This window comes from Mucilaginibacter sp. SG564 (assembly GCF_013149275.1).
In the GTDB taxonomy this organism is placed as follows: domain Bacteria; phylum Bacteroidota; class Bacteroidia; order Sphingobacteriales; family Sphingobacteriaceae; genus Mucilaginibacter.
The window spans coordinates 389,385-414,618 of the sequence record NZ_JABGNA010000006.1; the positions used below are offsets into that span (position 1 = coordinate 389,385).

22 protein-coding genes are annotated in these 25,234 nt (G+C 42.8%); 15 read left to right on the forward strand and 7 right to left on the reverse strand.

Annotated features, from left to right (window positions below; genetic code table 11):
- Positions 1-56: 56 nt before the first annotated feature.
- Both FHW89_RS16175 and FHW89_RS16180 read left to right on the forward strand, forming a co-directional pair.
- Complete coding sequence (locus FHW89_RS16175) at positions 57-428, forward strand: BlaI/MecI/CopY family transcriptional regulator (protein WP_076371720.1); 372 nt, start codon at positions 57-59, stop codon at positions 426-428.
- A 2-nt stretch (positions 429-430) separates the two neighbouring features.
- Positions 431-2,422 carry a M56 family metallopeptidase gene (locus FHW89_RS16180; RefSeq protein ID WP_172336092.1) on the forward strand — a complete coding sequence of 664 codons (1,992 nt, stop codon included), beginning with the start codon at positions 431-433 and terminating at the stop codon, positions 2,420-2,422.
- Between the two features lie 66 nt (positions 2,423-2,488).
- On the opposite strand, the gene FHW89_RS16185 is transcribed toward FHW89_RS16180, so the two are convergent.
- Positions 2,489-2,626 (reverse strand): hypothetical protein, encoded by a 138-nt coding sequence (locus tag FHW89_RS16185; RefSeq protein WP_172336093.1) that lies wholly within the window; start codon positions 2,624-2,626, stop codon positions 2,489-2,491.
- 315 nt (positions 2,627-2,941) lie between these two features.
- Here FHW89_RS16185 and FHW89_RS16190 point away from each other — a divergent pair, with 315 nt between their 5' ends.
- Positions 2,942-3,352: a hypothetical protein gene (locus tag FHW89_RS16190; RefSeq protein WP_172336094.1), complete on the forward strand. Its 411-nt coding sequence runs from the start codon at positions 2,942-2,944 to the stop codon at positions 3,350-3,352.
- Positions 3,353-3,456: 104 nt separating this feature from the next.
- Here the strand turns inward: FHW89_RS16190 and FHW89_RS16195 are convergent, their stop codons facing one another.
- Positions 3,457-4,743, reverse strand: a complete 1,287-nt coding sequence (locus tag FHW89_RS16195; protein WP_172336095.1) for a BamA/TamA family outer membrane protein — start codon at positions 4,741-4,743, stop codon at positions 3,457-3,459.
- Positions 4,744-5,360: 617 nt separating this feature from the next.
- Between FHW89_RS16195 and FHW89_RS16200 the strand changes: the two genes are divergently transcribed.
- From FHW89_RS16200 to FHW89_RS16210, 3 genes are read left to right on the forward strand one after another with little or no spacing between them, the layout of a single operon-like run.
- A complete protein-coding gene (locus FHW89_RS16200) occupies positions 5,361-6,299 on the forward strand; it encodes a pentapeptide repeat-containing protein (protein ID WP_172336096.1) in 939 nt (312 codons plus the stop codon).
- An 11-nt stretch (positions 6,300-6,310) separates the two neighbouring features.
- Positions 6,311-7,072 (forward strand): ABC transporter ATP-binding protein, encoded by a 762-nt coding sequence (locus FHW89_RS16205; RefSeq protein WP_172336097.1) that lies wholly within the window; start codon positions 6,311-6,313, stop codon positions 7,070-7,072.
- A gap of 1 nt (position 7,073) precedes the next feature.
- Positions 7,074-7,847, forward strand: coding sequence for an ABC transporter permease (locus FHW89_RS16210; protein ID WP_172336098.1), 774 nt, complete (start codon positions 7,074-7,076; stop codon positions 7,845-7,847).
- A 227-nt stretch (positions 7,848-8,074) separates the two neighbouring features.
- Here FHW89_RS16210 and FHW89_RS16215 read toward each other — a convergent pair whose 3' ends face one another.
- The 4 genes from FHW89_RS16215 to FHW89_RS16230 form a co-directional block, all read right to left on the reverse strand.
- A complete protein-coding gene (locus tag FHW89_RS16215) occupies positions 8,075-8,578 on the reverse strand; it encodes a hypothetical protein (protein WP_172336099.1) in 504 nt (167 codons plus the stop codon).
- A 1-nt stretch (position 8,579) separates the two neighbouring features.
- The gene (locus FHW89_RS16220) at positions 8,580-9,755 is read right to left on the reverse strand and encodes a chromate transporter (RefSeq protein ID WP_172336100.1); all 1,176 of its coding nucleotides are present in this window, start codon (positions 9,753-9,755) and stop codon (positions 8,580-8,582) included.
- Complete coding sequence (locus tag FHW89_RS16225) at positions 9,755-10,744, reverse strand: DUF1259 domain-containing protein (RefSeq protein WP_172336101.1); 990 nt, start codon at positions 10,742-10,744, stop codon at positions 9,755-9,757. Before FHW89_RS16225 ends, FHW89_RS16220 begins: the two co-directional genes overlap by 1 nt.
- A 63-nt stretch (positions 10,745-10,807) precedes the next feature.
- Positions 10,808-11,665, reverse strand: coding sequence for a chromate resistance protein ChrB domain-containing protein (locus FHW89_RS16230; protein ID WP_172336102.1), 858 nt, complete (start codon positions 11,663-11,665; stop codon positions 10,808-10,810).
- A 54-nt stretch (positions 11,666-11,719) separates the two neighbouring features.
- On the opposite strand from FHW89_RS16230, the gene FHW89_RS16235 reads away from it, so the two are divergent.
- The 7 genes from FHW89_RS16235 (at position 11,720) to pyrH (ending at position 17,434) form a co-directional block, all read left to right on the forward strand.
- Positions 11,720-12,034, forward strand: coding sequence for a hypothetical protein (locus tag FHW89_RS16235; protein WP_172336103.1), 315 nt, complete (start codon positions 11,720-11,722; stop codon positions 12,032-12,034).
- A gap of 328 nt (positions 12,035-12,362) precedes the next feature.
- Positions 12,363-12,800, forward strand: coding sequence for a 50S ribosomal protein L13 (rplM, locus tag FHW89_RS16240; RefSeq protein WP_166092725.1), 438 nt, complete (start codon positions 12,363-12,365; stop codon positions 12,798-12,800).
- Between the two features lie 26 nt (positions 12,801-12,826).
- Entirely contained in the window at positions 12,827-13,213 is a 387-nt protein-coding gene (gene rpsI, locus FHW89_RS16245; RefSeq protein ID WP_076371737.1) for a 30S ribosomal protein S9, read from the forward strand.
- A gap of 18 nt (positions 13,214-13,231) precedes the next feature.
- Positions 13,232-14,092, forward strand: coding sequence for a 30S ribosomal protein S2 (rpsB, locus tag FHW89_RS16250; RefSeq protein ID WP_172336104.1), 861 nt, complete (start codon positions 13,232-13,234; stop codon positions 14,090-14,092).
- A 223-nt stretch (positions 14,093-14,315) separates the two neighbouring features.
- Positions 14,316-15,167, forward strand: a complete 852-nt coding sequence (gene tsf / locus FHW89_RS16255) for a translation elongation factor Ts (RefSeq protein WP_172336105.1) — start codon at positions 14,316-14,318, stop codon at positions 15,165-15,167.
- 176 nt (positions 15,168-15,343) lie between these two features.
- Complete coding sequence (nagA, locus tag FHW89_RS16260; RefSeq protein ID WP_172336106.1) at positions 15,344-16,459, forward strand: N-acetylglucosamine-6-phosphate deacetylase; 1,116 nt, start codon at positions 15,344-15,346, stop codon at positions 16,457-16,459.
- Between the two features lie 270 nt (positions 16,460-16,729).
- Positions 16,730-17,434, forward strand: a complete 705-nt coding sequence (gene pyrH / locus FHW89_RS16265) for a UMP kinase (protein WP_172336107.1) — start codon at positions 16,730-16,732, stop codon at positions 17,432-17,434.
- Positions 17,435-17,533: 99 nt separating this feature from the next.
- Here the strand turns inward: pyrH and FHW89_RS16270 are convergent, their stop codons facing one another.
- On the reverse strand, positions 17,534-20,035 hold the full coding sequence (locus tag FHW89_RS16270) for a M1 family metallopeptidase (protein ID WP_172336108.1): 2,502 nt from the start codon (positions 20,033-20,035) through the stop codon (positions 17,534-17,536).
- 295 nt (positions 20,036-20,330) lie between these two features.
- Here FHW89_RS16270 and FHW89_RS16275 point away from each other — a divergent pair, with 295 nt between their 5' ends.
- Both FHW89_RS16275 and FHW89_RS16280 read left to right on the forward strand, forming a co-directional pair.
- Positions 20,331-22,703, forward strand: a complete 2,373-nt coding sequence (locus FHW89_RS16275) for an ABC transporter permease (protein WP_172336109.1) — start codon at positions 20,331-20,333, stop codon at positions 22,701-22,703.
- 68 nt (positions 22,704-22,771) lie between these two features.
- A complete protein-coding gene (locus FHW89_RS16280) occupies positions 22,772-25,201 on the forward strand; it encodes an ABC transporter permease (RefSeq protein WP_172336110.1) in 2,430 nt (809 codons plus the stop codon).
- Positions 25,202-25,234 lie beyond the last annotated feature (33 nt).

Here is a 25,234-nt window from a genome sequence, read left to right on the forward strand (position 1 = left end):
TTGGATAATTTGATGCAGTGTTGGTTAATGCATCAAGAAAATTTACACAATGTACTATGGAAATTAAAGAATTAACGCGCGCCGAAGAACAAATTATGCAGGTATTATGGCAATTGGAAAAAGGGTATGTAAAAGATGTGATCGATCAACTGCCCGAACCCAAACCCGCTTATAATACGGTGTCTACCATTATCAGGATATTGGAAACAAAAGGTTTTGTAGGGCACGAGGCATTTGGTAAAAGCCATCAGTATCATCCCATAGTAAGCAAAGATCAGTACCAGAACTTTGCTGCCGATAAGTTATTAAGTGGCTACTTTGATAACTCGGTGAACCGGATGTTATCCTTTTTTGTAAAAAAGGAAAAAATAGACCTGAAGGAGGCTGATGCCATTATGAAACTGATTGAAAAACTTAAAGACCAATAGTTATGAGCTGGTGGCAATATTTATTACTGGTAAATATTTACCTGGTATTGTTTTATGTATTTTATGTTTTACTGTTGCGGAAAGAGACCTTTTTTCAGCTTAACCGCATCTACCTGGTAACGGCCGCGTTACTATCGTTCTTTATACCAATGATCCAGGCAGATTGGGTGCAAAATCTGTTCATCACGCAACAGGTAAAATATACGATATACAGCAGTCCGGTAATCATTTACAGTTTTAAACCTGTTGCCGCCAGTCATATTAGTATTGGTCAGATACTGGCCGTTTTATATGGCGCTGGTATTTTGTTTTTATCGGTAAGGCTCATCTGGCAGCTTATCAAATTAAAAAGGGTGATCAACCAACCGCAGGCAACTGCCGCTTACTCTTTTTTTGGTATGGTACGGCTGGATGAAGCGAGTTCAAATAACACCATCATTGAGGCTCATGAGCAGGTTCATGCGCAGCAATGGCACTCGGCCGATGTAATGCTGATTGAACTGGTTATGATTGTTAACTGGTTTAATCCGGTAGTATATATGTACCGTTTTGCTATTAAACACATTCATGAATACATTGCCGACAGGCAGGCTGTACAAGCTGGCACCAACAAAGCCGAATACGCCTTATTACTGCTGAGCCAAACATTTGAATCGCCGGCACATCAGCTGGTTAATCCATTTTTTAATCACAGTTTATTAAAACAGCGTATTATCATGTTACAAAAAAATAAATCACAACGTATATCGCTCATTAAATACGGTCTTTCTGCTCCTTTGTTTATACTGATGCTTATTTTATCATCAGCAACCATCAACAATAGCAAACCGGTTTCCGTTATCAATAGAAGCGCTCACCAATTATTTACCACGCCGGCCGCGCCTGTGCTTTTAGCGGATGTTTTGCGTGAAGATAAAGCCTTAGAAAAGAAGGAAAGCGCGCATGTTGCTCGCGAAATTGAGATAGATACCGTCCGGAAAAAGAACCAGGTATATACCTCGGTTGAAAAAGTGCCCGAGTTTCCGGGAGGACTTGAAAAATTTGGTGCATACTTAGGTAAGGCCATCAAATATCCTAAAGTTGATCGTGAAAACAATGTACAAGGCAGGGTTATTATAACTTTTGTGGTCGAAAAAGATGGCGCCCTATCCGGATTAAAAGTAACAAGAGGCGTTAGTAAAACGATAGATGCCGAGGCGCTTAGGGTACTGAAAAATTCACCTAAGTGGATTCCTGGTATTGAAAAAGGCAAAAAGGTAAGGGTTCAGTATTCTGTTCCTATCAGTTTTGCTTTAGTATCTGATGATAAGCCCAAAAGCGACCAAACCGGGCAGGTGTTTACTTCCGTTGAACAAGTACCCGAATTTCCGGGTGGCCTGGAGGCTTTTGGGAAATTCCTGGGGGATAATGTCAAATATCCTAAGGCCGATCGTGAAAAAGGCATCAAAGGTCGGGTTATTGCCACCTTTATTGTTGAGGCTGACGGTTCGCTATCAAATATCAAAGTTACCCGTGGCCTTAGCGAAGCTATAGATGCAGAAGCGGTACGGGTATTGGACATATCACCTAAATGGAAACCGGGTATACAAAACGGCAGGGCCGTACGGGTTCAGTATTCTGTTCCGATCAGTTTTACCTTAGACAATGATAAATCGGGCAAGCCGGGGTCGGATAAATTGGGAGCAACAGGAGTAATTCAGAATAAAAATGAAGTTAATATTATTGCTCAAAGCACAAATAAAACACTTAGCAATCCTTTAGTTATTACTTTTCGTGACAAGAATGTCCTGCAGGCTGATCCTTTATATGTATTAGATGGCAAAGTGGTTGATAAATCTGATATGGAGTACATAATTCCTAGCACCATCGAAAGTGTAGCTGTATTAAAAGATGCAACTGCCACATCACTTTATGGAAAAAGAGGTGCAAACGGAGTCATCCTGGTCACTTTAAAAAAGCAGAAAGATAAATCCGAACAGCCGAAAAATAATTGATAAAGCCTAAACCAAAAGCAAAAGCCTTTCATAGTTGAATATGAAAGGCTTTTGTGTTTAAGTGGGTTACTTTTTCTTTTTACCTGCCTCAACTATTGGTTTCACAGCATCCTTTTTACCAGATTGGTATTCCGATGGTGCTTTTTTGCTGCCCTCGGCTGCGGGCTTCTTTTTTTCCTTAACGGCTTGCTTGTCTTTGCTCATAGCTTTATATTTTTTTAATGTTTAGTTATAACAGGATGCTGATATTTACATCTGTTATTAAGTGCTGTTCACGTTGGTATTTTCCGGATCAATTCAGTTGATGTCCGGTTTAGAGAAGAAAATGATTGCATTAATTTAAAAACGGTATATCTTTGAGCGTTTTTAGGGCAACCAGTTAAAGGTAGCTTATTTAAATTGATTATAGCTTTTTATATTATGCACATTTTAGTACCAAATGCCTGTATAATTGTTTAGCTTTGACACGATTTTTGATACACATATATTTATACAGATAAATTATACAATTCGTTTAAAATGAAAAGTTTTATTTCACCAACACTTTATGCGACTTTTAACTACGTGATCGCTATAGTATTATTGACTTCGCCATGGTTATTTGGTTTTGGAGGTCATAAAATAGGAGCTGCTTTATTGTTACCTATGATCTTAGGATGGTTCCAATTGATCATGGCTATTTTTAGCAACCACCAGTTTGGTTTTATCAAACAATTCCCTTTACAGATGCATTTTTTCCTGGATGTATTTGGTGGCTCATTCCTGTTTTGTTCACCATGGATATATGATTATGCTCACATAACATTTTGGCCACAGGTTATTATGGGTGGCTTACTGGTGATTTTTGGTGCATTTACCAAAGGCTCAAGATTTACAACTCCACCGGTTCATCATCATGATGGCGGTTTGGCTACACTTTACCAAGACTAAGCAATAGCTAAAATATTCCCCAAAAGAGGCGCAAATTTTGCGCCTCTTTTGTTTTACCAGGTATCTGTATCGTAAAATTGATGGCCCTGTTTGGGGCCTTTATATTAAAATACTTCATTTAGCCCCAAAAAGAAGCCGCTCGAGCCATAGCTGCCCCGGCCATAATCAATACAGAGGTTAGAGCGGGTATATTTGTTGAACAGCAAACGTAGCCCTACCCCTGCTCCTGGTTCCCAGTATCGGAGCAATTTAATATTACGCTGATTATTGGCCGATTCGATATTGACAAAAGTAACACCGCTTAGGAGTTTGTTGGTGGTTATCGGGAAGCGGTATTCGGCTTCATTATACACAAAAGACATGCCTTTAAAGCGGCCAATAATAAATGCCCTTCCGATACGGCCATAAGCATCGCTGCCCGTACCAGGCAGATCAAGGTAAGGGAGGGAGCCGCTAAGCAGGTAATTGGCCCAATGCCAGAAAGCCAAAACTTTCTCGGGGTTACTGTCAGACAGGCTCCAGTATTTCCTGAATTCAACCCTAAGTTGCAGGGCTTTACGATCGCTGCCGAGCCAGGTTTCATTTTCTTTTAAAATAATATCGGCATAAATACCCCGGAATGGCCGGTTGGGCTGATCGCGGTTATTAAACTGAAAGTTTACCAATACACCATTGGCCGCATAAGCGTCCGGCGAATAGCCGTTTTTAATACTGTACCGAAAGTTATGGGTGGCTGTTATCGGGATGTTTTTTCGGTCGTCGTCAATATGACTGTAAAAGTTAAAACTGAGCCCCGCTCCCGCATAAATATGGTTGGCCAGTTTGCGGTATATGCGCTCATTGATCTTGATATAGGTATACCGCACGGGGTATTCATCGGGATTGTTTTCGTAATGCTGGCCGCCCATATGAAAATCGCCCTCGCCAAAGCTGCGGCGGCCAGTACCCAGGCCATTATCTTTTGCTATAGTTTTACCAATTTGCATCACCCCCTGCAGGTTCCACCTGTTTTCGGACGAGAACGCGTTGTGCTTGAACTCAAACGTAGAGAGCTTATTGGTAGAGATATATGCCCCCGCGTTAATTACCGACATGGTAGTATTTTCGGGGTTGCCAAAATACTTGCCGCCCGATGTAATAGCCCCTATAGCAAAACCCACGCTGGGATTATAGGCTGCTGATGGTAATACCGACCAGGTGGATGGCTTCTTTTTTTTACCGGTATCTACTTTGGAGGGCTTACCACTGAAGAATGAACTCAAAATGCCATTGGCATCCCGCTGGTTTTCCAGTGAATCGACTGTGACAGTACTCTTTTGCGCCAACAGGATGTTCGCGCTCAGGAGCAGCAGGCATAACATAAGCGCATAGCGGTAAACAGACGGGGTCAATCAGTTTAATTATTTAGAGTTGAGCTAATATAGAATTATCTGGTTACGATTTAAATACTACCCCGATAATTGATTGTTAAATTTTAAGAAACAGTAGCCGTTAAAACTTTTTAAACCTTGAATTTTAACAAATTTTGACCAAAAACGGCCTGTTTTGCCTCAATAAATGTTTTAAAAACATCGATTTTAACATTTTTTAACAAAATTCCAACATGATTTTTGCGTGTTTTTGAAACTTTAAAAAGTATTAATTTTCTGATTATCAATGAGCTGTGTTGGCATTGGCTAATTTGGGGCCTTGTTTTGATCTTAACAAAACAGCCCGGTTAGCTTGTAGAACGCTAACCGGGCCGGTATTGATATAAAGATACGAAAATTTTGGGAGAATGGCCAATCTTATGCCAAACTTGTTTCGATGTCCAATAAGTAAGGTATTCGGTGTGATTTTGTTCAATTTGTAAGCCGAAACATTTGAATGCGTTATATACTACTTATGGTTGCTGAAAAGCAACCATAAGTAGCGGGTTTACAACTAATATGATCTGGATTTGTGCAAAATCTGGCTAAGATGCTGATTACCTTTGCTATGTCGAAAGACTAAAACAAAAGATTAGTATATGGACACAAAAATGATAGGTAACAAAATTGCAGTGGCACGAAAGAAAATCAACATGTCGCAAGCCGGCCTTGCCGCACATGTATTTGTAAGTGCGCAAGCGGTTGGCAAATGGGAACGCGGAGAGTCGCTGCCAGATGTTATAACTCTAAATCAACTGGCAAAAATCCTGGGCGTTGATCTTAACTATTTTTCAGAAAATCAGCAACCTCCAGAAGATGTAAGACTTTATAAGGTAGCCGCTAACGGTGATGTAGATCAAACAAAACAAGAGATAGCTGACCCATCAGACCCTGGGGAACTACAATTGCTGACAAATTTTAGTGGGAGCGATTTAGTAAAGAGTGACTTTGCGGGTGTTAAAGCGCATAAAAGCAAATTTAATGGGAGCGCGCTGCGTGGTTCTGACTTTACAAAAGCTGATTTGACCGGCAGCTCGTTTAGCGGTAGCGATATACGTGCAGCCAATTTTGAAGAGGCGAATCTGACGGTTTGTACATTATCTGTAAGCGACCTTACGGAGGCTCGCTTTAACAAGGCTATCCTGGTGCGAACAGAATTCAGCAGATCGGCATTAACCGGTGCGAAATTTAGCAATGCTAAATTGATTGATGTAAAGTTAACCAAGACAGACCTGAGGCAAACAATATTCGAAAATTGTGTTTTTGATGGGGTAGATTTTAATTACTCCGATTTAAGCGGGTTGTGTTTTGATAAACAAGTTTTTACCGGTGTTAAATTCCACAATTCCGCGTTAACCGACGTCAGTTTTAATGGCGCGACGTTAAATTGTGTGTCGTTTCGGTCGCCATACGCACTCACCAACAGATATTACCGTGCAATAAAAACCATCCGTTTCGACGATGCAATGATGGATAAATTGACCTACGCCACACTCAAAGGGCTGGGGGCTGATCTGTCAAAAGTCACATTTATTTAAAAGAGAATCATATGCAGAATGCAATTCGAGTGAAAGGGCTGCAAAAGTCCTATAGGCAGCTCCATGTCCTGAAAAATGTAGATTTTGAGGTGGAAAAGGGCAATATTTTTGCCTTGCTTGGCACCAACGGTGCAGGAAAAACCACCATTGTTAAGATCCTAACCACACTGCTGAAGAAAGATGGCGGGCAGGTTACCGTAAATGGATTTGATGTAGCTTCAATGCCCGCCAACGTGCGGCAATCGATCAGCCTGACAGGGCAATTCGCCGCGGTGGATGAAGTTTTGACCGGCCGGGAAAACCTGGTCATGATTGCCCGGTTACGACATCTAAGCCAGCCGCGCGAGGTAACTGATGATCTGCTGCAACGTTTCGGTTTAAGTGATGCGGCTGATCGGAGGGCTTCCACTTATTCTGGCGGTATGCGCCGCAGGCTCGATATCGCCATGAGTTTAATTGGGAACCCACAAATTATTTTCCTGGATGAGCCAACCACCGGTCTTGACCCCGAGGGACGTATTGAAGTCTGGAAAATTATTAAGGAACTGGCCGGCAGTGGTACAACGGTATTCCTCACTACGCAATATTTGGAGGAGGCAGAACAGCTTGCCAGCCGGATTGCCATTCTTCACGAGGGTGAGATTATTGTAAGTGGCACCCTTGCCGAATTGAAAAAGCTTTTTCCACCGGCAAAGGTTGAATACATTGAAAAACAGCCGACACTGGAAGACATATTTCTTAAAATCATTGGTAATAAAAAGGAGGATAAATAAAATGGAAACAATTAAGATGAAGAACTACTTTTTTATAGACATGGGCGTTATGCTCATCCGCTCTATGCGTCATGTTTTCCGTAGCCTGGACACCATCATCACGGTTACCATTATGCCTATCGCCATGATGCTTTTGTTCGTTTACGTATTAGGTGGTGCTATTAAAACCGGTACGGATAAATATGTGAATTACCTGTTGCCCGGCATACTGCTGGTTGCCATTGCAAACAGTGCAGGCTATGTATCTTACCGCCTGTTTTTGGATAAGCAACGGGGCATATTCGAGCGCTTTCACTCCATGCCGATAGCACGGTCGGCTCCACTGTGGGGGCACATGCTCACCTCGCTTGTATCCAATGCGATCTCGCTTGTGGTGATCATTCTCGTAGCGCTTTTAATGGGGTTTCGTTCATCAGCAGGTTTTCTATCGTGGCTTGCTATAGCCGGAATACTGGCTCTGTTTACACTAACGCTAACCTGGATCGCGGCGATTGCCGGGCTATCCGCAAAATCGGTGGATGGTGCAGGAGTAATCGCCTATCCTATCCATTTCCTGCCATTAATCAGTTCTGCATTTGTACCCACCACATCGATGCCAGCGGGTGTTAAGGCCTTTGCCGAGCACCAGCCGGTGACACCAATAGTTGAAACCATCCGCGCACTGCTTTATAATCAGCCGGTAGGCAACCAGATATGGGTAGCCCTGGCATGGTGCATTACAATTATGTTTTGTGCTTATCTCTTTGCGATGCGTGTTTATAGAAAACGGTTGTGAAGATTATTTTTGCCGGTAGGATTACAAGGAATATCCTGGGAATGAATTTTTTAACATGTCATCCTAAACCACACCTATCTCTCCTGAAATAGCAACTTTGAGATTAGCTTTACTCATAACAAAACAGCCCGGATAGCTTATTCAACGCTAACCGGGCTGCTGATTTATATAGATATACAAAAATTTAGGGAGAATAACCAACGCCGTGTCGAGCTTGGATAATAAAGTTAAAAAGAAACGCCCAATTGTAATCCCGTACCGATTGATGTTGGCTGATCATTGCCGAACCTTACCGGAAACGGAACGGAAATAAAAAAGCTGGCAACCTTACCCTTTTTAATAATCTGGTTAAATACGGGCGTTATCCCAAAGCGCCCATTGGTTTCAAAGGCCATTCGTCCGATAAAGGTAAACCCATGCCTAAAACGGAACATGGCGCCAGGATGGAATAGTACAGTGTTCACCTTTGATATATTCTTTTCCGTGCGGATAGCTGGAGCAACTTCAAAGCTGACACCGAAATGATCGCTCTTTAAAATATTGACGCCAAAGGGAAAACCTATGGTATAAACATTCCCGAAGTTACTGGAAAACCCATTTTTTGTCCAGCTGCCAACTGGATTGAGGATACTAAAATAACCTGTTACTTTTGGATAAGTGTTGAGCTGCTGGGCGAAACCCATTCTAAAAAAAAGCAATAATAATAAGGTTGTGGTAAGGCGTTTTGGCATATTAAAGTGTTTTGATCAGGATGCCGATGATCGCGGCGAGCCCGATGATATAAGGTTCCTGTAGTTTTTTGATATAGATGAGGGCTAAAACGGCAGCTAAGCCAATCAATGCGGTTGGAATATCTATGATAGAACGCAAGCCGATAACAATAACTGAGCCGACCAAAGCGCCGATCACGGCAGCCGTGATACCATCTACAAAAGCTTTGATGCTGGTATTCTTCGCAATCTTCTTAAATGAAGGTGCAAGGGCAACTGTAAATAAATAGCAGGGTAAAAATGTAGCTAAAGCGGCCACACAGGCGCCTGGAAACCCGGCCACCAAATAGCCGATAAAGCCGACAGTAATTACCACCGGCCCCGGCGTGATCATGGCCACAGCAACCGCGTCTATAAACTGGTGTTCGTTCAGCCAGCCAAACTCTTTGACCACGCCACCATGCAGGAAAGGCACAATAGCCAGGCCGCTGCCAAAAACAAATGCCCCCGCTTTAGCGAAGAACCAGGCGATCTCTTGCAAGTTTTTGCCGTCGTATTTCCAGAAGCCCGTACCGACCAATATGCCTACCGGCAGAACAGAGGGCTTTTTAAGCCACTGTGGTGGTGCTTTGATAGCCATATATAAAATACCACAAGCCAGGAATAAAAGGATCTCCTCGCGTTCCGTAATGGCCGTAACGGCTATTCCGGTCACATAAAATAACCATAACAGCCATTTAGATTTCATCGCCACAGGTTCAAATTTACTGATGGACTTAATGGTTAGCTTATAGGCACTCATGGTAATAATACCAATTACAGCCGCCCCTACGCCATAGAAAACTGCCTGCATCCAGGCTAAACCACCATACAACTGGTAAGCCATCCCTAATAAGACAACCATAATAAAGGATGGCAATACAAAAGCCAGCCCGGTTAATGTGGCACCGATCAGCCGATGATGTACAAAACCGATATAAATGCCCAATTGCGCGGCTAAGGGGCCAGGCGCCAATTGCGCTAATGCTAATCCTTCTTTATATTCTTCTTCGGTTAGCCAGCCTTTGTCTTCTACCAGATCACGGTGCATATAGCCAACTAAAGCTACCGGCCCGCCGAATCCCCAGGTACCCAGCTTCAGGAAATAAATAGTAATATCCCATAAGGAATATCCCGGTTTAATGGCCTGTTCTTTCATTACATCTTCATGTTGTCCATATCACCATCTTTTTTGCCCAGCACATCTAATGCCGCCCTAAAGCCCTGTGCCAGTGTAGTGGCATTACCACGGCCATAATAATGCAGGAAGATCATGTGGGGATCATCGCCCAGCATGTGATTATGCACGGCTACCACTTCGAGGTTATGCGCCCGCAGTGTTTTGATCACGCTGTTCACTTCGCCTTGCAGCATGGCTATATCCCCCGCGATGTGCGCATCATCCTGCCTGCCCGCAAAGGATGCCCAACTGTTCAACCCGATGTTGGTGGTCATTTCCACACCCATCGCCATAATCTTCAGGTCGGCCCTGCCAATGGTATACTTGTAAGTGGGGCCGTTTACGGTTCCCGTGTACCTGACAATGGCATCCAATGCCGGCAGGTCAAAGTTCTCTTTGCCGGTAATGGTAGCTGGTGCAGTTGGCGCGGGCTGGTTAGCCGGGAATAATTTACTATCCCTGATCGTATCGGCGTACTTTTTCGCTAGCTCGGCTACTGTACCGATGCCATGGATGTGCATATAAAAGATGCGTGGTTCTTCGTAAAAAAAGTGGTTATGGATAGCGGCTATCTCTAAACCGTTAGCATGGGCAGCAGAAATCAGCGGGTTAACTTCTTCCATTTGCAATACCGTGTCGCTCATCACCATCGCCGATTTGCCGTCGGCGGTTTTCTTGAACGATACCCAGCCGCCGAAACCAAAGGGAATAGGTATCGGTTCACCTTTGATCTTCATCTTGAGGTCGTTGCGTGGCAATGGTGTGGTATAAACCTGCTCGGTATCTTTATAGCTCCCTTTCTTGCCTAAAGCGGCATCAACAGCTGCTATCTCATCGGCCGTTAAAGGCGGGGTTTTACCCGGTGGCGGCGTAACTGCATTAACATAACTAACAGGCAATAGTAAAGCTGTTCCTAAAACCGCGGTGGCCTGTAAAGCTTGCCTGCGGGTGTATTGGTTTGTTTCCATGAGGTGTATTGGTTAAAATGCAATACTACCTACTTGGTAAATCTTTAAATTGTATGGATTTGACTATTTGGTATCCTTTTTACTTTTACCACTATTCCTTTTGTAAACGGAAGGGTTTTCGCCGGTCTGCTTTTTAAATATCCGGGTAAAATGGCTCTGATCGGAAAAACCGGTGAGGTACGCAATCTCTGTGAGTGAATAATGAGTGGTATCCATTAAGCTTTTGGCTTTGTCAATGCGCAGCTTACGGATATAATCGCCAAAGGAAAGGTTATTAAAATATTTGGAGAACTCACGGGACAAGTAGGCAGGGTTGATCTCCAATTCATCAGATAGCTGTTGCAGACTCAGGGTCATATTGGTATCCAGTTGATCCTGAATCATCTCTTTTAGTTCTTTTGCCCATTCAGGTGCTTTTTTAGACTTGCTTTGTTTGATATACTTATTAAATACTTCGAGCAGCATTTGCTCAACCGGACCTGCCTGTGTATGTTTTAGTTGGTGCAGGTGTTTGGCCCAGCTGTACAAGCCATCATAAATGGTCATCCCCAATTCCAGCAGTTCCTGGTCGTTCTTAATATTGTAAGCTAAACCAGAAAAGATCGCTTCCAGCCCGGCAGATTGCGGTGCAAAATCATGGCGGTCAGTATCCGCGCCCCTAACAATAGCGGCTATCCTGTTTAATGCCGCGTCTTTAAGCTGGTGCTTTTTAATAAAGTAGTCGAAAGTACATTGATCTTCGTAATGGGTGTATTCCACATGAGGGAGGTCAAAAGGAGTTGCGCCCAACTCATTGGCCTTTAGCAATACTTGGTCAAACGGCACAAAAATGATCTCTGCTTCGGCGTCAATAAAGCGCCTGATCAGCCAGGGACAGGCGATGCGGTCGATCTTCGGGCGTTCACGGGTGATCCATTTCATTTATTACAATATTAGCGATAAATGTAATCAAGAATATTTAGCGTCTTACCAAAAGTGAGGAACGAAGCAATCTCTATGCTGTACAGGGCGGCTTTACTAAGCGTATACCCGCTCTTGGCCGCGGGAGGGCCAGTCACGTTTTTCGTTGTGGTTTGTTTTTTTGGTACTCAAGAAGGCTTCGCCGTATGTAGCCACAAAAGTAACCAAAAAGGCTTCAGCAGAAATGCTTCCTTGCGCTTACAGGCCTTTGCCCTGCAAATCGGGCAGAACCAGGGCTGCAATTATTTTACCCCACTGCGTTCGCACATCGCCCTGCGCTTCAGCAAAAACTTGCTATGCCGGCCGGTGACTAATGCCTGTGCAGTATGAGCAGATAGCCCGGGCCGCAGGCAGCGCCAATATTTTCATTTGGGATTTCGGATTTTCGATTTATTTGTATTCTTTTTGTAGATTAGGATCTCTTGAAAATAATATGCTATAGTAAATATACAATCTTCAGAAAAAGTTAGTCATCCCCATACGCCCACCGCTAAAAACGGAGTAGCCCTCAACGGAGTTGATCAAGGTTCAGACAATACATTAATTTCCATTGCAATATTTTCCTCAAAACCATTTGTTAATAACATAAATAGCTGTATCTTTGCAGTCCCGAAAATGCGGGGTATAATAAACGTTTAAACAATTTAATTTAAAGCAAGTGAATACGTTAAGTTACAAAACTGTCTCAGCCAACAAAAAAACCGTTAACAAACAATGGGTTGTTGTTGACGCACAAGGCGAGATTTTGGGGCGCTTGTCTACAAAGATCGCAATGATCATTCGTGGAAAAACCAAGCCAGATTTCACCCCGAACGTAGACTGCGGTGATAATGTAATAGTTATCAATGCAGACAAGGTAAAGTTGACCGGAAACAAATTAAGCGCTAAGCAATATGTTTCTTACACTGGTTATCCAGGTGGTCAGCGTTTCATTTCTCCTAAGGAGTTAATGGCAAAACATCCAACACGCGTAATTGAAAAAGCGGTGCGTGGTATGTTACCTAAAAATCGTTTGGGTAAAGCATTATTTGGTAATCTGTATGTATATGCAGGTTCTGAGCATCCTCATGCAGCACAAAACCCAACAACCATTTAACTTTTTATTTTTAAAGGAGAAAAAAAATGCCAACAACTAACACTTCAGGCAGAAGAAAAACAGCCGTTGCCCGCATCTACCTTTCAGAAGGAAATGGTGCGATCATCGTAAACGGTAAAGATTACAAAGAGTACTTCCCAACATTGCCATTACAATACATCGTTACTCAGAGCACTGAGGTTTCTGGTTCAACCGGAAAATTTGATGTTAAAGTAAATGTTGCAGGTGGTGGTATTAAAGGACAGGCAGAAGCCGTTCGTTTAGCTATTGCGAAAGCCATTGTTGAACTTGATCCTGAAAAGAAACCTTCACTACGCGCTAAAGGTATTATGACCCGTGACGACCGTATGGTTGAGCGTAAAAAACCAGGTCGTAAGAAAGCACGTAAGAGATTCCAATTCAGTAAACGTTAATCAAAGGAGGACAACAAAATGGCAAGAACAACATATCAGGATTTACTGGATGCAGGTGTACACTTTGGTCACCTTACCCGCAAATGGGATCCGAAAATGTCACAGTACATTTTCATGGAGCGCAACGGTATCCACATTATCGATTTAAATAAAACCTTAACTAAGGTTGAAGAAGCTGCTGCAGCTATAAAACAAATTGTAAAATCAGGCCGTAAGGTATTATTCGTAGCTACAAAGAAACAAGCGAAAGATATCGTTGCCGATTATGCAAAAAGCGTAAACATGCCATACATCACCGAGCGTTGGTTAGGTGGTATGTTAACTAACTTTGCAACCGTACGTAAGTCGATCAAAAAGATGTCAAACATCGATAAATTGACTAAAGACGGTACTTACAGCAACCTTTCTAAAAAAGAGCGTCTGATGATTCAGCGTGAGCGTATCAAATTGGAAACCCTTTTAGGTGGTATCTCTGATCTGAACCGTTTACCTGCTGCATTATTCCTGATCGACGTTAAGAAAGAGCACATCGCGGTTTCTGAGGCATTAAAGTTGAACATCCCTACATTTGCTATGGTGGATACCAACTCTGATCCTTCAAACATCGACTTCCCGATCCCGGCGAATGATGATGCTACCAAATCAATTTCATTGATCACCAGCATTATCATCAAAGCTATCGAAGAAGGTTTAGATGAGCGCAAACGCGAAAAAGAAGACGAAGCAGAAAAAGAAGCAGCAGCTGCTAAATCAAAAGCTGATGCTCCTGAAGTAGCTGACAGAGCTGAAGGTGGTAAAAGAGCACGCAAAACTGCTGAAGTAGCAGACGTTGTGGCTGATGCCGATACCGAAGCTCCTGCTGCCGAAACAGAAGAGTAATATTGAAGTCGTAAGTACGAAGTCGCGAGTCTGAAGTATTTAGACTTTGGACTTCATACTTACGACTTTTAACTTTTATGGGCTGCGGGATTATAAGTTTATGCTTGTAATTGCAATTTACAGTCCATAGTTTTAATATTAAAAATAGTTGCAGGTTATACAGGCCAACTAATTTTGAGCCTAAACTCACAACCGATAACATAAAACTTAAAATTCAAAAAACATGTCTACAGTACAAATATCTGCAGCCGACGTAAACAAACTGCGCCAGCAAACTGGTGCCGGTATGATGGATTGCAAAAAAGCATTAACCGAAACTAACGGTGATTTTGAAGCAGCTATCGATTTTTTAAGAAAAAAAGGTGCTAAAGTTGCAGCAAGCCGTCAGGACAGAGAATCAAACGAAGGTGTTGTTATTTCACGCACTTCTGCTGATGGTAAAACCGGTGTGATCATTGAACTAAACTGCGAAACTGATTTCGTGGCTAAAAATGCTGAGTTTATCGCTTTTGCTAACGAAATTGCAAACAAAGCGGTTGAAGCTCAACCAAAAACTATTGAAGAGCTTTATGCCCTTTCTATAGATGTTGATGCGGCTACCACTACTATTGGTGAAGCTGTTATTGACAAAACCGGTAAAATTGGTGAAAAAATTGGTGTATCTAAATATGAAGTGATCACCGGCGAAAAAATTATCGCTTACATCCACGGTAACTTCCGTTTAGGTGTATTGGTTGCTTTAAATGCTAACCCGGCTGGTGCTGACGAGGCTGGTAAAGACGTAGCGATGCAAATTGCTGCTATGAACCCTATCGCAGTTGATAAAGACGGTGTAGATGCATCAGTAATTGAGCGTGAGCTTGAAATTGCTAAAGATGTGATCCGTGCAGAAGGCAAGCCAGAAGAAATGGTTGAAAAAATTGCTGCCGGCAAATTGAACAAATTCTATAAAGACTCAACCCTGTTAAACCAGGAGTTTGTAAAAGACTCTTCAAAAAGTGTTGCTCAGTTCCTGAGCACTATTGAAAAAGGCTTAACAGTAACCGCCTTTAAGCGAGTAGCTTTAGGAGCTTAAATATTTTATCCCCCTCGTATTAACGAGGGGGATTTTTTTTGCAATATTATTTGGGCCTGTCATCCGGAGCTTGTCGAAGGATCGCGCGCAGAGGCCCGCCCCGCCATGCTTCGACAGGCTCAGCATGACATCCGCCCTGCACAGGGACACAGAACGACGTTATAAATATTATTACCATGATAACAGCGCTTCACAATCTTAAATTGATTTCTGACGGTCAGATCACCGAAGGTAAGGCCGTTTTAATATCCGGCGGACAGATCATTGATGTTATTGCCGATACGGCCATCCCACAGGATGCTGTAAAGAAGGATCTACAGGGTTATTATTTGGCCCCGGGATTTATTGATCTGCAGATATATGGCAGCGGCGGACAGCTGTTTGCTGGTAAACCAACCGTTGAAGCGTTGGCACAATTGGAAAACGACCTGTTAAACCAGGGCACCATTGGTGTGTTTGCTACCATTGGTACCAATACCAATGATATTGTGGAAGCAGGTATCGATGCCGCCAAAATATATCGCACACAAAGTAAAGGCGCTTTTTGGGGGTTGCACCTGGAGGGGCCATACCTGAACCCGGCGAAACGCGGCGCGCATCCCGAAAAGTTTATCAAGAAAGCTACGCTCGCTGAAGTGAAAAGCTGGTTGGAACGTGCCGATGGTGTGATCAAGATGATCACCATTGCGCCTGAGTTGCAGGATCAGGAAGTGATCGATTACCTGTTTAACCAGGGCATTATTATTTCATCGGGCCACAGCAATGCCACTTATGCCGAAGGAAAATCATTTTTGAACAAACCGGTGCAGGCCGTAACCCACTTGTTTAACGCCATGCCGCAAATGCACCACCGCGAACCGGGCTATATCCCCGCTATTTTTGAAGAGCGGCCGTATACCAGTGTGGTAGCCGATGGCGTCCATGTTGATTTTGCTATGATCCGTTTGGCCAAACGCGAACTGGGGGATAAGCTTTTTTTAATAACCGATGCGGTTACCAGCACAAAAGAGGGCGCTTATCAGCATGAATTAAGGGGTGACAGGTATACTATGCCCGATGGCACACTGTCTGGCTCAACCCTAACCATGCTCAAAGCGGTTGAAAACTGTGTAAAAAAGGTAGGTATTGACCTTGCCGAAGCGGTAAATATGGCATCCCTATATCCGGCACAATTAGCTAAACAAGCCAAAAAAGGTAAAATTGAGAAAAACTTTGATGCCGATTTGGTTGTTTTTAACGCTGATTATGAAGTAAAGGATACTATACTGAAGGGAGAACTATTAAAGCACTAATTGAACCGAATTTTAATAAGCACGAATCAGTGCGAATTTTTGCGAAATTCACAAATTAAGAAAGTAATTCAGGGAATTCGATTCAATTAGCGCACATTAGTGCCTATTTTTTTAACAAAGACAACATAAAATTTTAACACTGGCTTTTATTCTTTATTTTTGCCGGACTACCCATTATATGAACAGAGCTTTATCAATTCATGATATAAACGCAAGCAAGTTCTGTCTATTCCTATTACATCTATTTCTATTCATAACAAACCACACCAGATGAAGTATAAAAGAATCTTACTCAAGCTTTCGGGCGAATCGCTGATGGGCGCAAGACAATACGGTATTGATAACAACCAGGTATTGCAATATGCCCATGACATTAAAAACGTATATGATGCAGGTATTGAAATTGCGATTGTTGTTGGCGGCGGTAATATTTTCAGGGGATTAAGTGCCGAGAAATCGGGTATGGAACGTGCCCAGGCCGATTATATGGGTATGCTGGCCACCGTAATTAACTGCATGGCACTGCAAAACGCGCTGGAAAGTATCGGGGTGGAAACCCGCCTGCAATCTGCCATCAAAATGGAGCAGATCTGCGAGCCCTATATCCGCCGCCGTGCTATGCACCATTTAGAGGTAGGCAAAATTGTGATATTTGGCGCCGGTACCGGTAATCCTTATTTCACTACCGATACAGCCGCTTCGCTACGCGCTATTGAAATTAAAGCCGATGTGGTACTGAAAGGTACCCGTGTTGATGGTATTTATACCGCCGATCCGGAGAAGGATCCATCAGCTACCCGTTATGACGAGATATCCTTCCAGGAAGTTTATGACAAAGGCCTTAATGTGATGGACATGACCGCCATAACCCTTTGCCGCGAAAATAAACTACCTATCATTGTATTTGACATGAATGAGTCTGGCAACTTTATGAAAATAGCCCAGGGCGAAGCTGTAGGTACATTGGTACACTAAAATACACACACGTAGTTCCTTCTCGCAATGACGAGTGGAAGGGATAAAACAAAAAGGCCGCTATAAATAGCGGCCTTTTTGTTTAAATAATGGTGAAAATTATTTGGCATCTCCACCAAGCTCCTTGGCTACGTTATCTGCAGCTGTGGCTGATGCGGTATCATTTAACTGTGTACGTTGTGTTTTGATAGTTTGCATTAAAGTAGCTACAAACTTATCGGCACCGTACATTTTGTATTTAATACCAAACTCTTTAAGTTCGGCAATACCCTGTTGGGCGTATTCCGGTTTTTCAACTCTGCCGGTCAGATCGGCAAATACTCTTATGCTGGTGAACTTGTTGTTAACCGTAGCATTTTTAAAAGTATCATATACATAGGGCCATTCGGCAACGCCTCCTTTTGTAGCGTACAGGCTAAATATGGCAGTTGTTAAGGCGCCTTTGTTGTCTTTTTCAAGAGCTTTGGCCTGTTTTAAAGCTTCAGGAGCATCTACCTGGCTAAGTGCTGTTAAAGCCGCTCCCTGCACCGCGTATGATTCGCTGTTGATGGCTTGTTTAAACAGCGTTGCATTGCCGGAGGCATTAAGCTTGCCTAAAGCGGAGATAGCCGCTGCTTTGGCCAGCGTATTATCATCGGTTTGGGCCAGCGATGCTAATATAGGTTGTGCCGCGGTACGGATATCATCATTAGTAAGGTTTAATGCTTTGATGGCTTTGATACGCAGGCCATAGTATTTATCCTTTAAGGCGGCTATGATAATTTTTTGATTGGCTTTTTCCTTTTGATTGGCAGCGGCAGCTTCAATAGCTTCGTATCTGTCCATATATAAAGGGGCGTTGAAGTACTGGTAAGAGAACTCCTCTATGCTTTTATTATCGGTTTTTTTAGCCAGCAAAATTTTATCGCCATCCACATTCACCAGGTCGGGTTTGGTAGCTACGTGGAAGGTTAAGGTATCGGCCTTGTCATTCATCCAAACTTTATGACGTTCTTTTTTACCGCCGGCATAAATATCAATAGCCATGGGTAATTTAAAGGTTTGTCCATCCTGGTTTTGCTGCAGGTAAACGGTTTGGGTTTTGGTGGCATCATCCCATTTGTAGCTGATGCTTAATACCGGGTGACCGGCACCATAGTACCACTGGTTAAAGAACCAGTTCAGATCGAGCCCGCTGGCTTCTTCCAGGGCCAGGCGCAGTTGCTGGGCCTCACCGTTTTTGAAAGCGTTTGTTTTGAGGTAGATATTTAGTCCTTTAAAAAAGGCGGCATCACCCAGATAGTTACGCAGCATATTTAAAATACGACCGCCCTTTTGGTAAGTAACTACATCAAAAACATCTTCCCTATCGTCATAATGAAAGCGTACCAGATCCTTATTTTTAGCGTCGGGCGATCTTAAATACTCCAGCATCTGGTTATGGTTATGCTCGTCGCCAGCATCCTTACCGTATTTATGTTCGGCCCAAAGGGTTTCGCTAAAGTTGGCAAATGATTCGTTTACGGTGAGGTTGCTCCAGCTTTCGGCGGTTACATAATCACCAAACCATTGATGGAAAAGTTCATGCACAATAGTGCTGCGGCCGTCGTTATAGTAAGCATCGAGCAGTTCACGGTGAGTGCCTTGCACGTACTCGCCATGTAAAGTAGCTGTGGTATTTTCCATAGCGCCACTTACATAATCGCGCACTACAATCTGAGCGTATTTGTTCCATGGATAATCAACACCCAGGGTTTTGGAGTAAAACTCGATCGCCTCGGGTGTAAACCCGAATATTTCTTTGGCGTAAGGGGCGTATTTGGGCTCCAGGTAATAGTTTACCTCTTTATCGCGCCATTTGTCTTTATAGATCTTGAAATCGCCCACGGCCATCATGAACAAATATGGAGAGTGCGGCAGATCCATTTTCCAGTAATCGGTACGGGTACCATCGGCATTGGTTTTTTGCGAAACCAGTTTGCCGTTGGATAACGTTACGTACTTGGAAGGCACAGTCATGGTGATCTCTTCGGTAGTTTTTTGGCTTGGCTTATCAATGGTCGGGAACCAGGCCGATGAGCTTTCGGTTTCGCCTTGTGTCCAGATCTGGGTTGGTTTATCCTTTTCGGTACCATCGGGGTTAATAAAATATAAACCTTTAGCATCGTTGATAGCAGCGCTGCCTTTGGCTTTTAATTCGTTTGGCTTAGCGGTGTAATCAATGTAAATGGTATAATTTTCGTTGTTATGGTAAACCTTATCCAGTTTGATAGCTACCGAAAGGCTGTCCTGGTAAGTAAATTTCAAAGGAATGTTTTTACCGTTTTTCACCACGGATATATTTTTAAGATCCATGCCTTTGGCATCCAGTCTTAAACTGTCGGTTGGGTAAAAGTGAGGTTTTAAGGTAACCCATTCTTTACCGTACAGGTAACGCTTCTTATAATCAAAGCGAACATCGAGCTTGGTGTGTATCAGGTCGTTAACCTTGGTGGGTACCGCACGGTAAATTTTCATTTCCGGATCGTCCGGTTTTGGCGCCTGTTGCGCATACGATGAGGTAAGGGCTGCCGTTAGCGCGCACGATAACAGCAACGTTGAAATTGGTTTCAGATCAGTCATATAACAATATTAGTATTTTGTACTCAATAAATACAAACCGAAGGCACAATAGTGAATTTAGCACACCATCAGTTTAAACAAATTAGCTCAAAGTTGCTATGACGTTTTAAGCGTACTATATGTTACGACAGATATAATTTATTTTAACATATACCGCGTAAAAGCGAACACCACCTGTACGGATTCGAACAGTTTGAGTAGATTTTATTGTTTAAATATTTGATTATTAGTATTTTAAATATGTGGCACAATATTTTATCCTGAGTAGGGGTACCTAATATTATAAGCTTGCTGTATGATCAAAAACTATTTAAAAATCGCCTGGCGCAATTTGGTAAAGAACAAGGTGCATACGTTTATAAACATAGCTGGTTTGTCCATTGGTTTGGCCTGCAGCCTGCTTATTATGCTTTGGGTGCAAAATGAGCTAAGCGTTGATGCTTTTCATAAAAATAAAGCGCGTTTGTATAATGTTTATGAGCGCCGGTACTTTGATCATAAAATTTCTGGACAGTATAATACCCCGGGAATACTCGCAGCTGAAATGAAAAAGGTGTTTCCAGAGATAGAGTATGCCATAAATGGGGTATATAATGATAACAATACCTTCATGGTGGGGGATAAGATAATCAGACTTAGAGGAGGTGCGGCAAGTCCTGATTTCTTTAAAATGTTTAGTTTTCCGCTTCTTCAGGGTAACGTGCAAACTGCGTTAAGTTCGCCATTAAGCATAGCTATATCACGTAAAATGGCCGAGGACTTTTATGGCAGCACGCAGGCAGCTATCGGCAAAACCATTCGTTTTGAAAACAAAAAAGATTTTAAAATAAGTGCTGTATTTGAAAACCTACAAGCCAATACATTAGAAAAATTTGAATATATCATTAATTGGGATGCTTTTCAGATAGAACATCCCGGAGCTAAACAATGGGATAACAATTGGCCGCGCACCACTGTAATGCTAAAAGCTAATGCCAACCCTGAGGTGTTTAGAAAAAAGATAACCCACTTTCTGAATAATTATCAGACCGGCCAAAAAAAGGGGATTTTTACTACAGATCTTGATATACAGCGTTACGATCAAAAATATCTGTATGGTAATTTCTCGGGTACTACTTTTAATAGCGGGCGAATTGAATATGTTCACCTGTTTAGCATAGTAGCAGTTTTTATTTTATTGATAGCCTGTATCAACTTTATGAACCTCACCACGGCACGCTCTGTTAAACGGGCACGCGAAATAGGTGTACGCAAGGTTGTAGGCGCTGTACGTTCTGTGCTGATCAAACAATTTATTGGCGAATCGTTATTGGTAACTGCGCTGGCCGTCATAGTGTCTTTAGTATTGTTGATGTTGCTGTTGCCGCTGTTTAATCAGCTAACCCAAAAACATATCGGGCTGCCATTTGAGCAGGTTGGTTTTTGGTTAAAATTAATCAGCATCACACTAATAACTGGTTTGGTATCGGGTAGCTATCCGGCGCTGTTCTTGTCGTCATTTAACCCGGTTAAAGTTTTAAAAGGTACCCTTAAGTTAGATTCCGGTACAACATTATTCCGTAAAGGTTTGGTGGTATTTCAATTTGTACTATCGGTTGTTATGATCATCGGAACTATTGTTGTTGCCCGGCAGATGAACTTTATCCAATCCCGCAACCTGGGTTATGATCGCGACAACCTGGTATACATGCCTGTAAATGGAACCCTCAGCTCGGCCTATGAAGTTTTCAAGACCGAAGCTTTAAAGATGCCGGGAATCAAATCGGTAACCATTTCGGGTTCAAACCCTACTATAATTGATAATGGTACTGTTGGTGTGGAGTGGACAGGGAAAGACCCTAACGTTAGCATCAGGTTTGTACAAACTCCCATTGGGTTTGATTTTATAAGCACCCTGAAATTAAAGCTGCTTGCCGGTCGCGATTTTTCTAAAGATTTCCCTACAGATACCTCCGGTTACATCATTAATGAAACAGCCGCGAAAAGGATGGGTTACACTAACCCCATTGGGCAGCCTTTAAGTTTATGGGGGCAAAAAGGTAAGATTATTGGGGTGGTTAAAGATTTTCACCTCAACTCTATGCATGAGCAAATAAATCCGCTGATCCTGTGGTCTGGAAAAGCAGAAAATTTCGACAATCTATTGATTCGGACAGAGGCTGGTAAAACGAAGGAGGCTTTGGCCAGTTTGGAATCTTTAAGCAAACAAATTAATCCCGCATTTTCATTTACGTATACTTTTTCTGACGAAGAATATCAGAACCTATATCAAAGCGAGCAGATAGTGGGCAAGCTGGCTAATGTATTTGCGCTGCTGGCTATTTTTATTTCGTGTTTGGGGCTGTTAGGCCTGGCTATGTTCACCGCCGAGCAACGGGTGAAAGAGATTGGCATACGCAAGGTGCTGGGAGCCAGCGTTGGTTCGCTCTTCAACCTGTTATCGTCCGAATTTTTGGTGCTGGTAGTAATTGCCCTGCTCATTGCTTCGCCAATAGCCTGGTATGCTATGGACAAATGGCTACAGGGATTTGCCTACCATGCCAGTATCCAATGGTGGATGTTCGCCCTATCCGGTGGTATGATCATCCTGATAGCCCTGGCGACGGTAAGTTTCCAGGCTGCTAAAACAGCGCTCATAAACCCGGTGAAAAGTTTAAGGAGCGAGTAACCATTGAATTTCGAATCTTGGAGGTTCGATTTCGGGTTTAGAATTTAGTTTTTAGAATTTTAAGAGTCATGATAAAAAGTTATTTAAAAACGGCGTGGCGGTTTTTGCTGAAGAACAAGACATTCAGCTTTATAAACATTATTGGTTTAGCTACGGGCACCTTATGCTGCCTGTATATTTTGCTGTATGTACAGGATCAGTATAGTTATGATCAGCATCATCAGGATGTAAGCAGCATATACCGTGTTACCACCGACCTGGAGTTGACCGGCGATAAGCATCATACGGCAACAAGTTCGCCGCCCATAACTCCGGCCATGAAAAATGATTTTGCCGAAGTGCAGCAATTTACCCGGGTGGCCAACACCGAGGGGTTTGGCGCTAAACAACATTTGCTGCGTTATAAAGAAAAATCATTTTATCAGCAGGAGGCTGTTTATGTCGACTCTACCTTTTTTGATATGTTCAGCTATCATTTTGTTGCTGGTAATGCGCTAAAAGCATTGGCCGAGCCTTATTCGCTTGTGCTTTTAAAACCTGTTGCTGATAAACTTTTTGGTACCGAAGATCCGGTGGGTAAAATGGTATCTATTGATAATTCATTCGGCAAGCATGATTTTAAGGTGACCGGTGTGGTTGATGAAAGTGCCGGGAAAACGCATATCCATGCCAATATGTTCCTCGCTATGAATAGCGGAGGCTTAGGCCAATATATCAGGCAAAACAATACCTGGGCGGGAAACAATTTTTTGTATGCCTATATTAAACTAAAGCCCAACACTAATGTAACTACGCTGGAAAAAAAACTGCCCGATTTTTTAAATAAATATGGCGCCGCGCAATTTAGAGAGATAGGCATGAAAAAAGTGCTGCATCTGCAACAGGTATCAACTATCCATACAACACCCGGGTTTGAGCATGAGCTTACCAAAACACTTGATCCATCCTTCCTGTACATATTAATATTGATAGCCGTACTGATACAGGTAATAGCCTGCATCAATTTCATGAACCTATCCACCGCCCGCGCCTCCAAACGAGCCAAGGAAGTAGGTGTACGTAAGGTAATTGGCGCCGGCCAGGCCGATCTGATCAAACAGTTCCTGGGCGAGTCGTTTTTATTGGCCTTGATAGGGGTAGCTATCGCATTGCCATTACTTATCTTGCTGTTGCCTTATTTAAACCAGATAACCCGGTCAGATATACACCCGTCATTTTTTACCAATTACAAACTTTGGATAATGCTGTTAAGCCTGGTAACCATTACCGGTTTGGTGGCCGGCAGTTATCCCGCATTTTATTTATCGGCCTTTAAGGCTATAAAAGTGATCAAGGGCAATTTTACCAGTCATATTTCGGCTGCGGGCATCCGCCGGTCGCTGGTGGTGTTTCAGTTTGTTTTGTCCATTGTGCTGGTTACCGGTATCATTGTTATATACACGCAGCTCAATTATATTAAAAATAAGGACCTTGGTTTTGATAAGAACCAAAAATTGATCTTTAATTTTTATACCAACGGCACCCAGGCCAAGATGCCCGTTTTTACAAACGACCTGAAACAAATGGCCGAGGTAAAGGCCGTTAGTAATGCCGATAACTACCTGGGCCAGTTTGTGCCACATGATCATGGTGTTTACCTGGCCGGTGGTAATATGGCAACGGCTATAGATGCACAAAATATAAATACCGATGAAAACTTTGCCAAAGCAAATGGCATCAAACTGATAGCCGGGCGCGATTTCAGGCACGGTGATTCGAGCCGGGTACTCATCAATGAAACACTGGCTAAACGTTTAGGATTAAATCCACAAACCGCACCCGGTACCCGGTTATATACCCAATACGATCCCGATCCGGTAACGTTTGTTGAAGTGGCCGGCGTGATGAAGGATTTTAATTATAATTCCCTGCACAGCGAAGTGAAACCTTTTATGCTGGTTTATGATGGCCATCAAAACGAGCTTAACTGCATTGTAGTTTCAGCAAACAGTTCAAACTATAAAGCTATGCTCAAAAAAATGGAGGCCATATGGCATAAGGATCTTCCTGAAGTTCCATTTGAATATTCATTCCTGGATACAGAGGTGCAAAAGCAATATGAAAATGAGGCTACCCTGTCGCAGATCATCAATTCATTTACATTGGTAGCTATTGTTATTTCGTGTTTGGGGTTGTTTGGTTTGGCGGCTTTTAGCGCCGAGCAGCGGAGTAAGGAAATCGGTATTCGTAAAGTATTGGGGGCTAGTGTATCAGGTATAGTGGCTTTACTATCAAAAGACTTTTTAAAACTGGTTGTAGTAGCCCTGGTAATTGCCACGCCAATAGCCTGGTGGGGTATGAGTAAATGGCTGCAAGCCTTTGTATACCGCATCAATATAAGCTGGTGGATGTTTGCCTTAGCCGGATCGCTGGCGGTGCTTATAGCCTTGTTTACGGTAAGTTTCCAGGCCGTTAAAGCCGCGTTGATGAACCCGGTAAAAAGTTTAAAGAGCGAATAATGCGATTTCGGAATTGGGATGTTCGAATTTTCA

Excerpts from the sequence above, each read along its gene's own strand:
- FHW89_RS16175 (WP_076371720.1), top strand. The coding sequence starts at position 57 with ATGGAAATTAAAGAATTAACGCGCGCCGAAGAACAAATTATGCAGGTA.
- FHW89_RS16180 (WP_172336092.1), top strand. The coding sequence starts at position 431 with ATGAGCTGGTGGCAATATTTATTACTGGTAAATATTTACCTGGTATTG.
- FHW89_RS16185 (WP_172336093.1), bottom strand. The coding sequence starts at position 2,626 with ATGAGCAAAGACAAGCAAGCCGTTAAGGAAAAAAAGAAGCCCGCAGCC.
- FHW89_RS16190 (WP_172336094.1), top strand. The coding sequence starts at position 2,942 with ATGAAAAGTTTTATTTCACCAACACTTTATGCGACTTTTAACTACGTG.
- FHW89_RS16200 (WP_172336096.1), top strand. The coding sequence starts at position 5,361 with ATGGACACAAAAATGATAGGTAACAAAATTGCAGTGGCACGAAAGAAA.
- FHW89_RS16205 (WP_172336097.1), top strand. The coding sequence starts at position 6,311 with ATGCAGAATGCAATTCGAGTGAAAGGGCTGCAAAAGTCCTATAGGCAG.
- FHW89_RS16210 (WP_172336098.1), top strand. The coding sequence starts at position 7,074 with ATGGAAACAATTAAGATGAAGAACTACTTTTTTATAGACATGGGCGTT.
- FHW89_RS16215 (WP_172336099.1), bottom strand. The coding sequence starts at position 8,578 with ATGCCAAAACGCCTTACCACAACCTTATTATTATTGCTTTTTTTTAGA.
- FHW89_RS16220 (WP_172336100.1), bottom strand. The coding sequence starts at position 9,755 with ATGAAAGAACAGGCCATTAAACCGGGATATTCCTTATGGGATATTACT.
- FHW89_RS16225 (WP_172336101.1), bottom strand. The coding sequence starts at position 10,744 with ATGGAAACAAACCAATACACCCGCAGGCAAGCTTTACAGGCCACCGCG.
- FHW89_RS16230 (WP_172336102.1), bottom strand. The coding sequence starts at position 11,665 with ATGAAATGGATCACCCGTGAACGCCCGAAGATCGACCGCATCGCCTGT.
- rpsI (WP_076371737.1), top strand. The coding sequence starts at position 12,827 with ATGCCAACAACTAACACTTCAGGCAGAAGAAAAACAGCCGTTGCCCGC.
- rpsB (WP_172336104.1), top strand. The coding sequence starts at position 13,232 with ATGGCAAGAACAACATATCAGGATTTACTGGATGCAGGTGTACACTTT.
- tsf (WP_172336105.1), top strand. The coding sequence starts at position 14,316 with ATGTCTACAGTACAAATATCTGCAGCCGACGTAAACAAACTGCGCCAG.
- nagA (WP_172336106.1), top strand. The coding sequence starts at position 15,344 with ATGATAACAGCGCTTCACAATCTTAAATTGATTTCTGACGGTCAGATC.
- pyrH (WP_172336107.1), top strand. The coding sequence starts at position 16,730 with ATGAAGTATAAAAGAATCTTACTCAAGCTTTCGGGCGAATCGCTGATG.
- FHW89_RS16270 (WP_172336108.1), bottom strand. The coding sequence starts at position 20,035 with ATGACTGATCTGAAACCAATTTCAACGTTGCTGTTATCGTGCGCGCTA.
- FHW89_RS16275 (WP_172336109.1), top strand. The coding sequence starts at position 20,331 with ATGATCAAAAACTATTTAAAAATCGCCTGGCGCAATTTGGTAAAGAAC.
- FHW89_RS16280 (WP_172336110.1), top strand. The coding sequence starts at position 22,772 with ATGATAAAAAGTTATTTAAAAACGGCGTGGCGGTTTTTGCTGAAGAAC.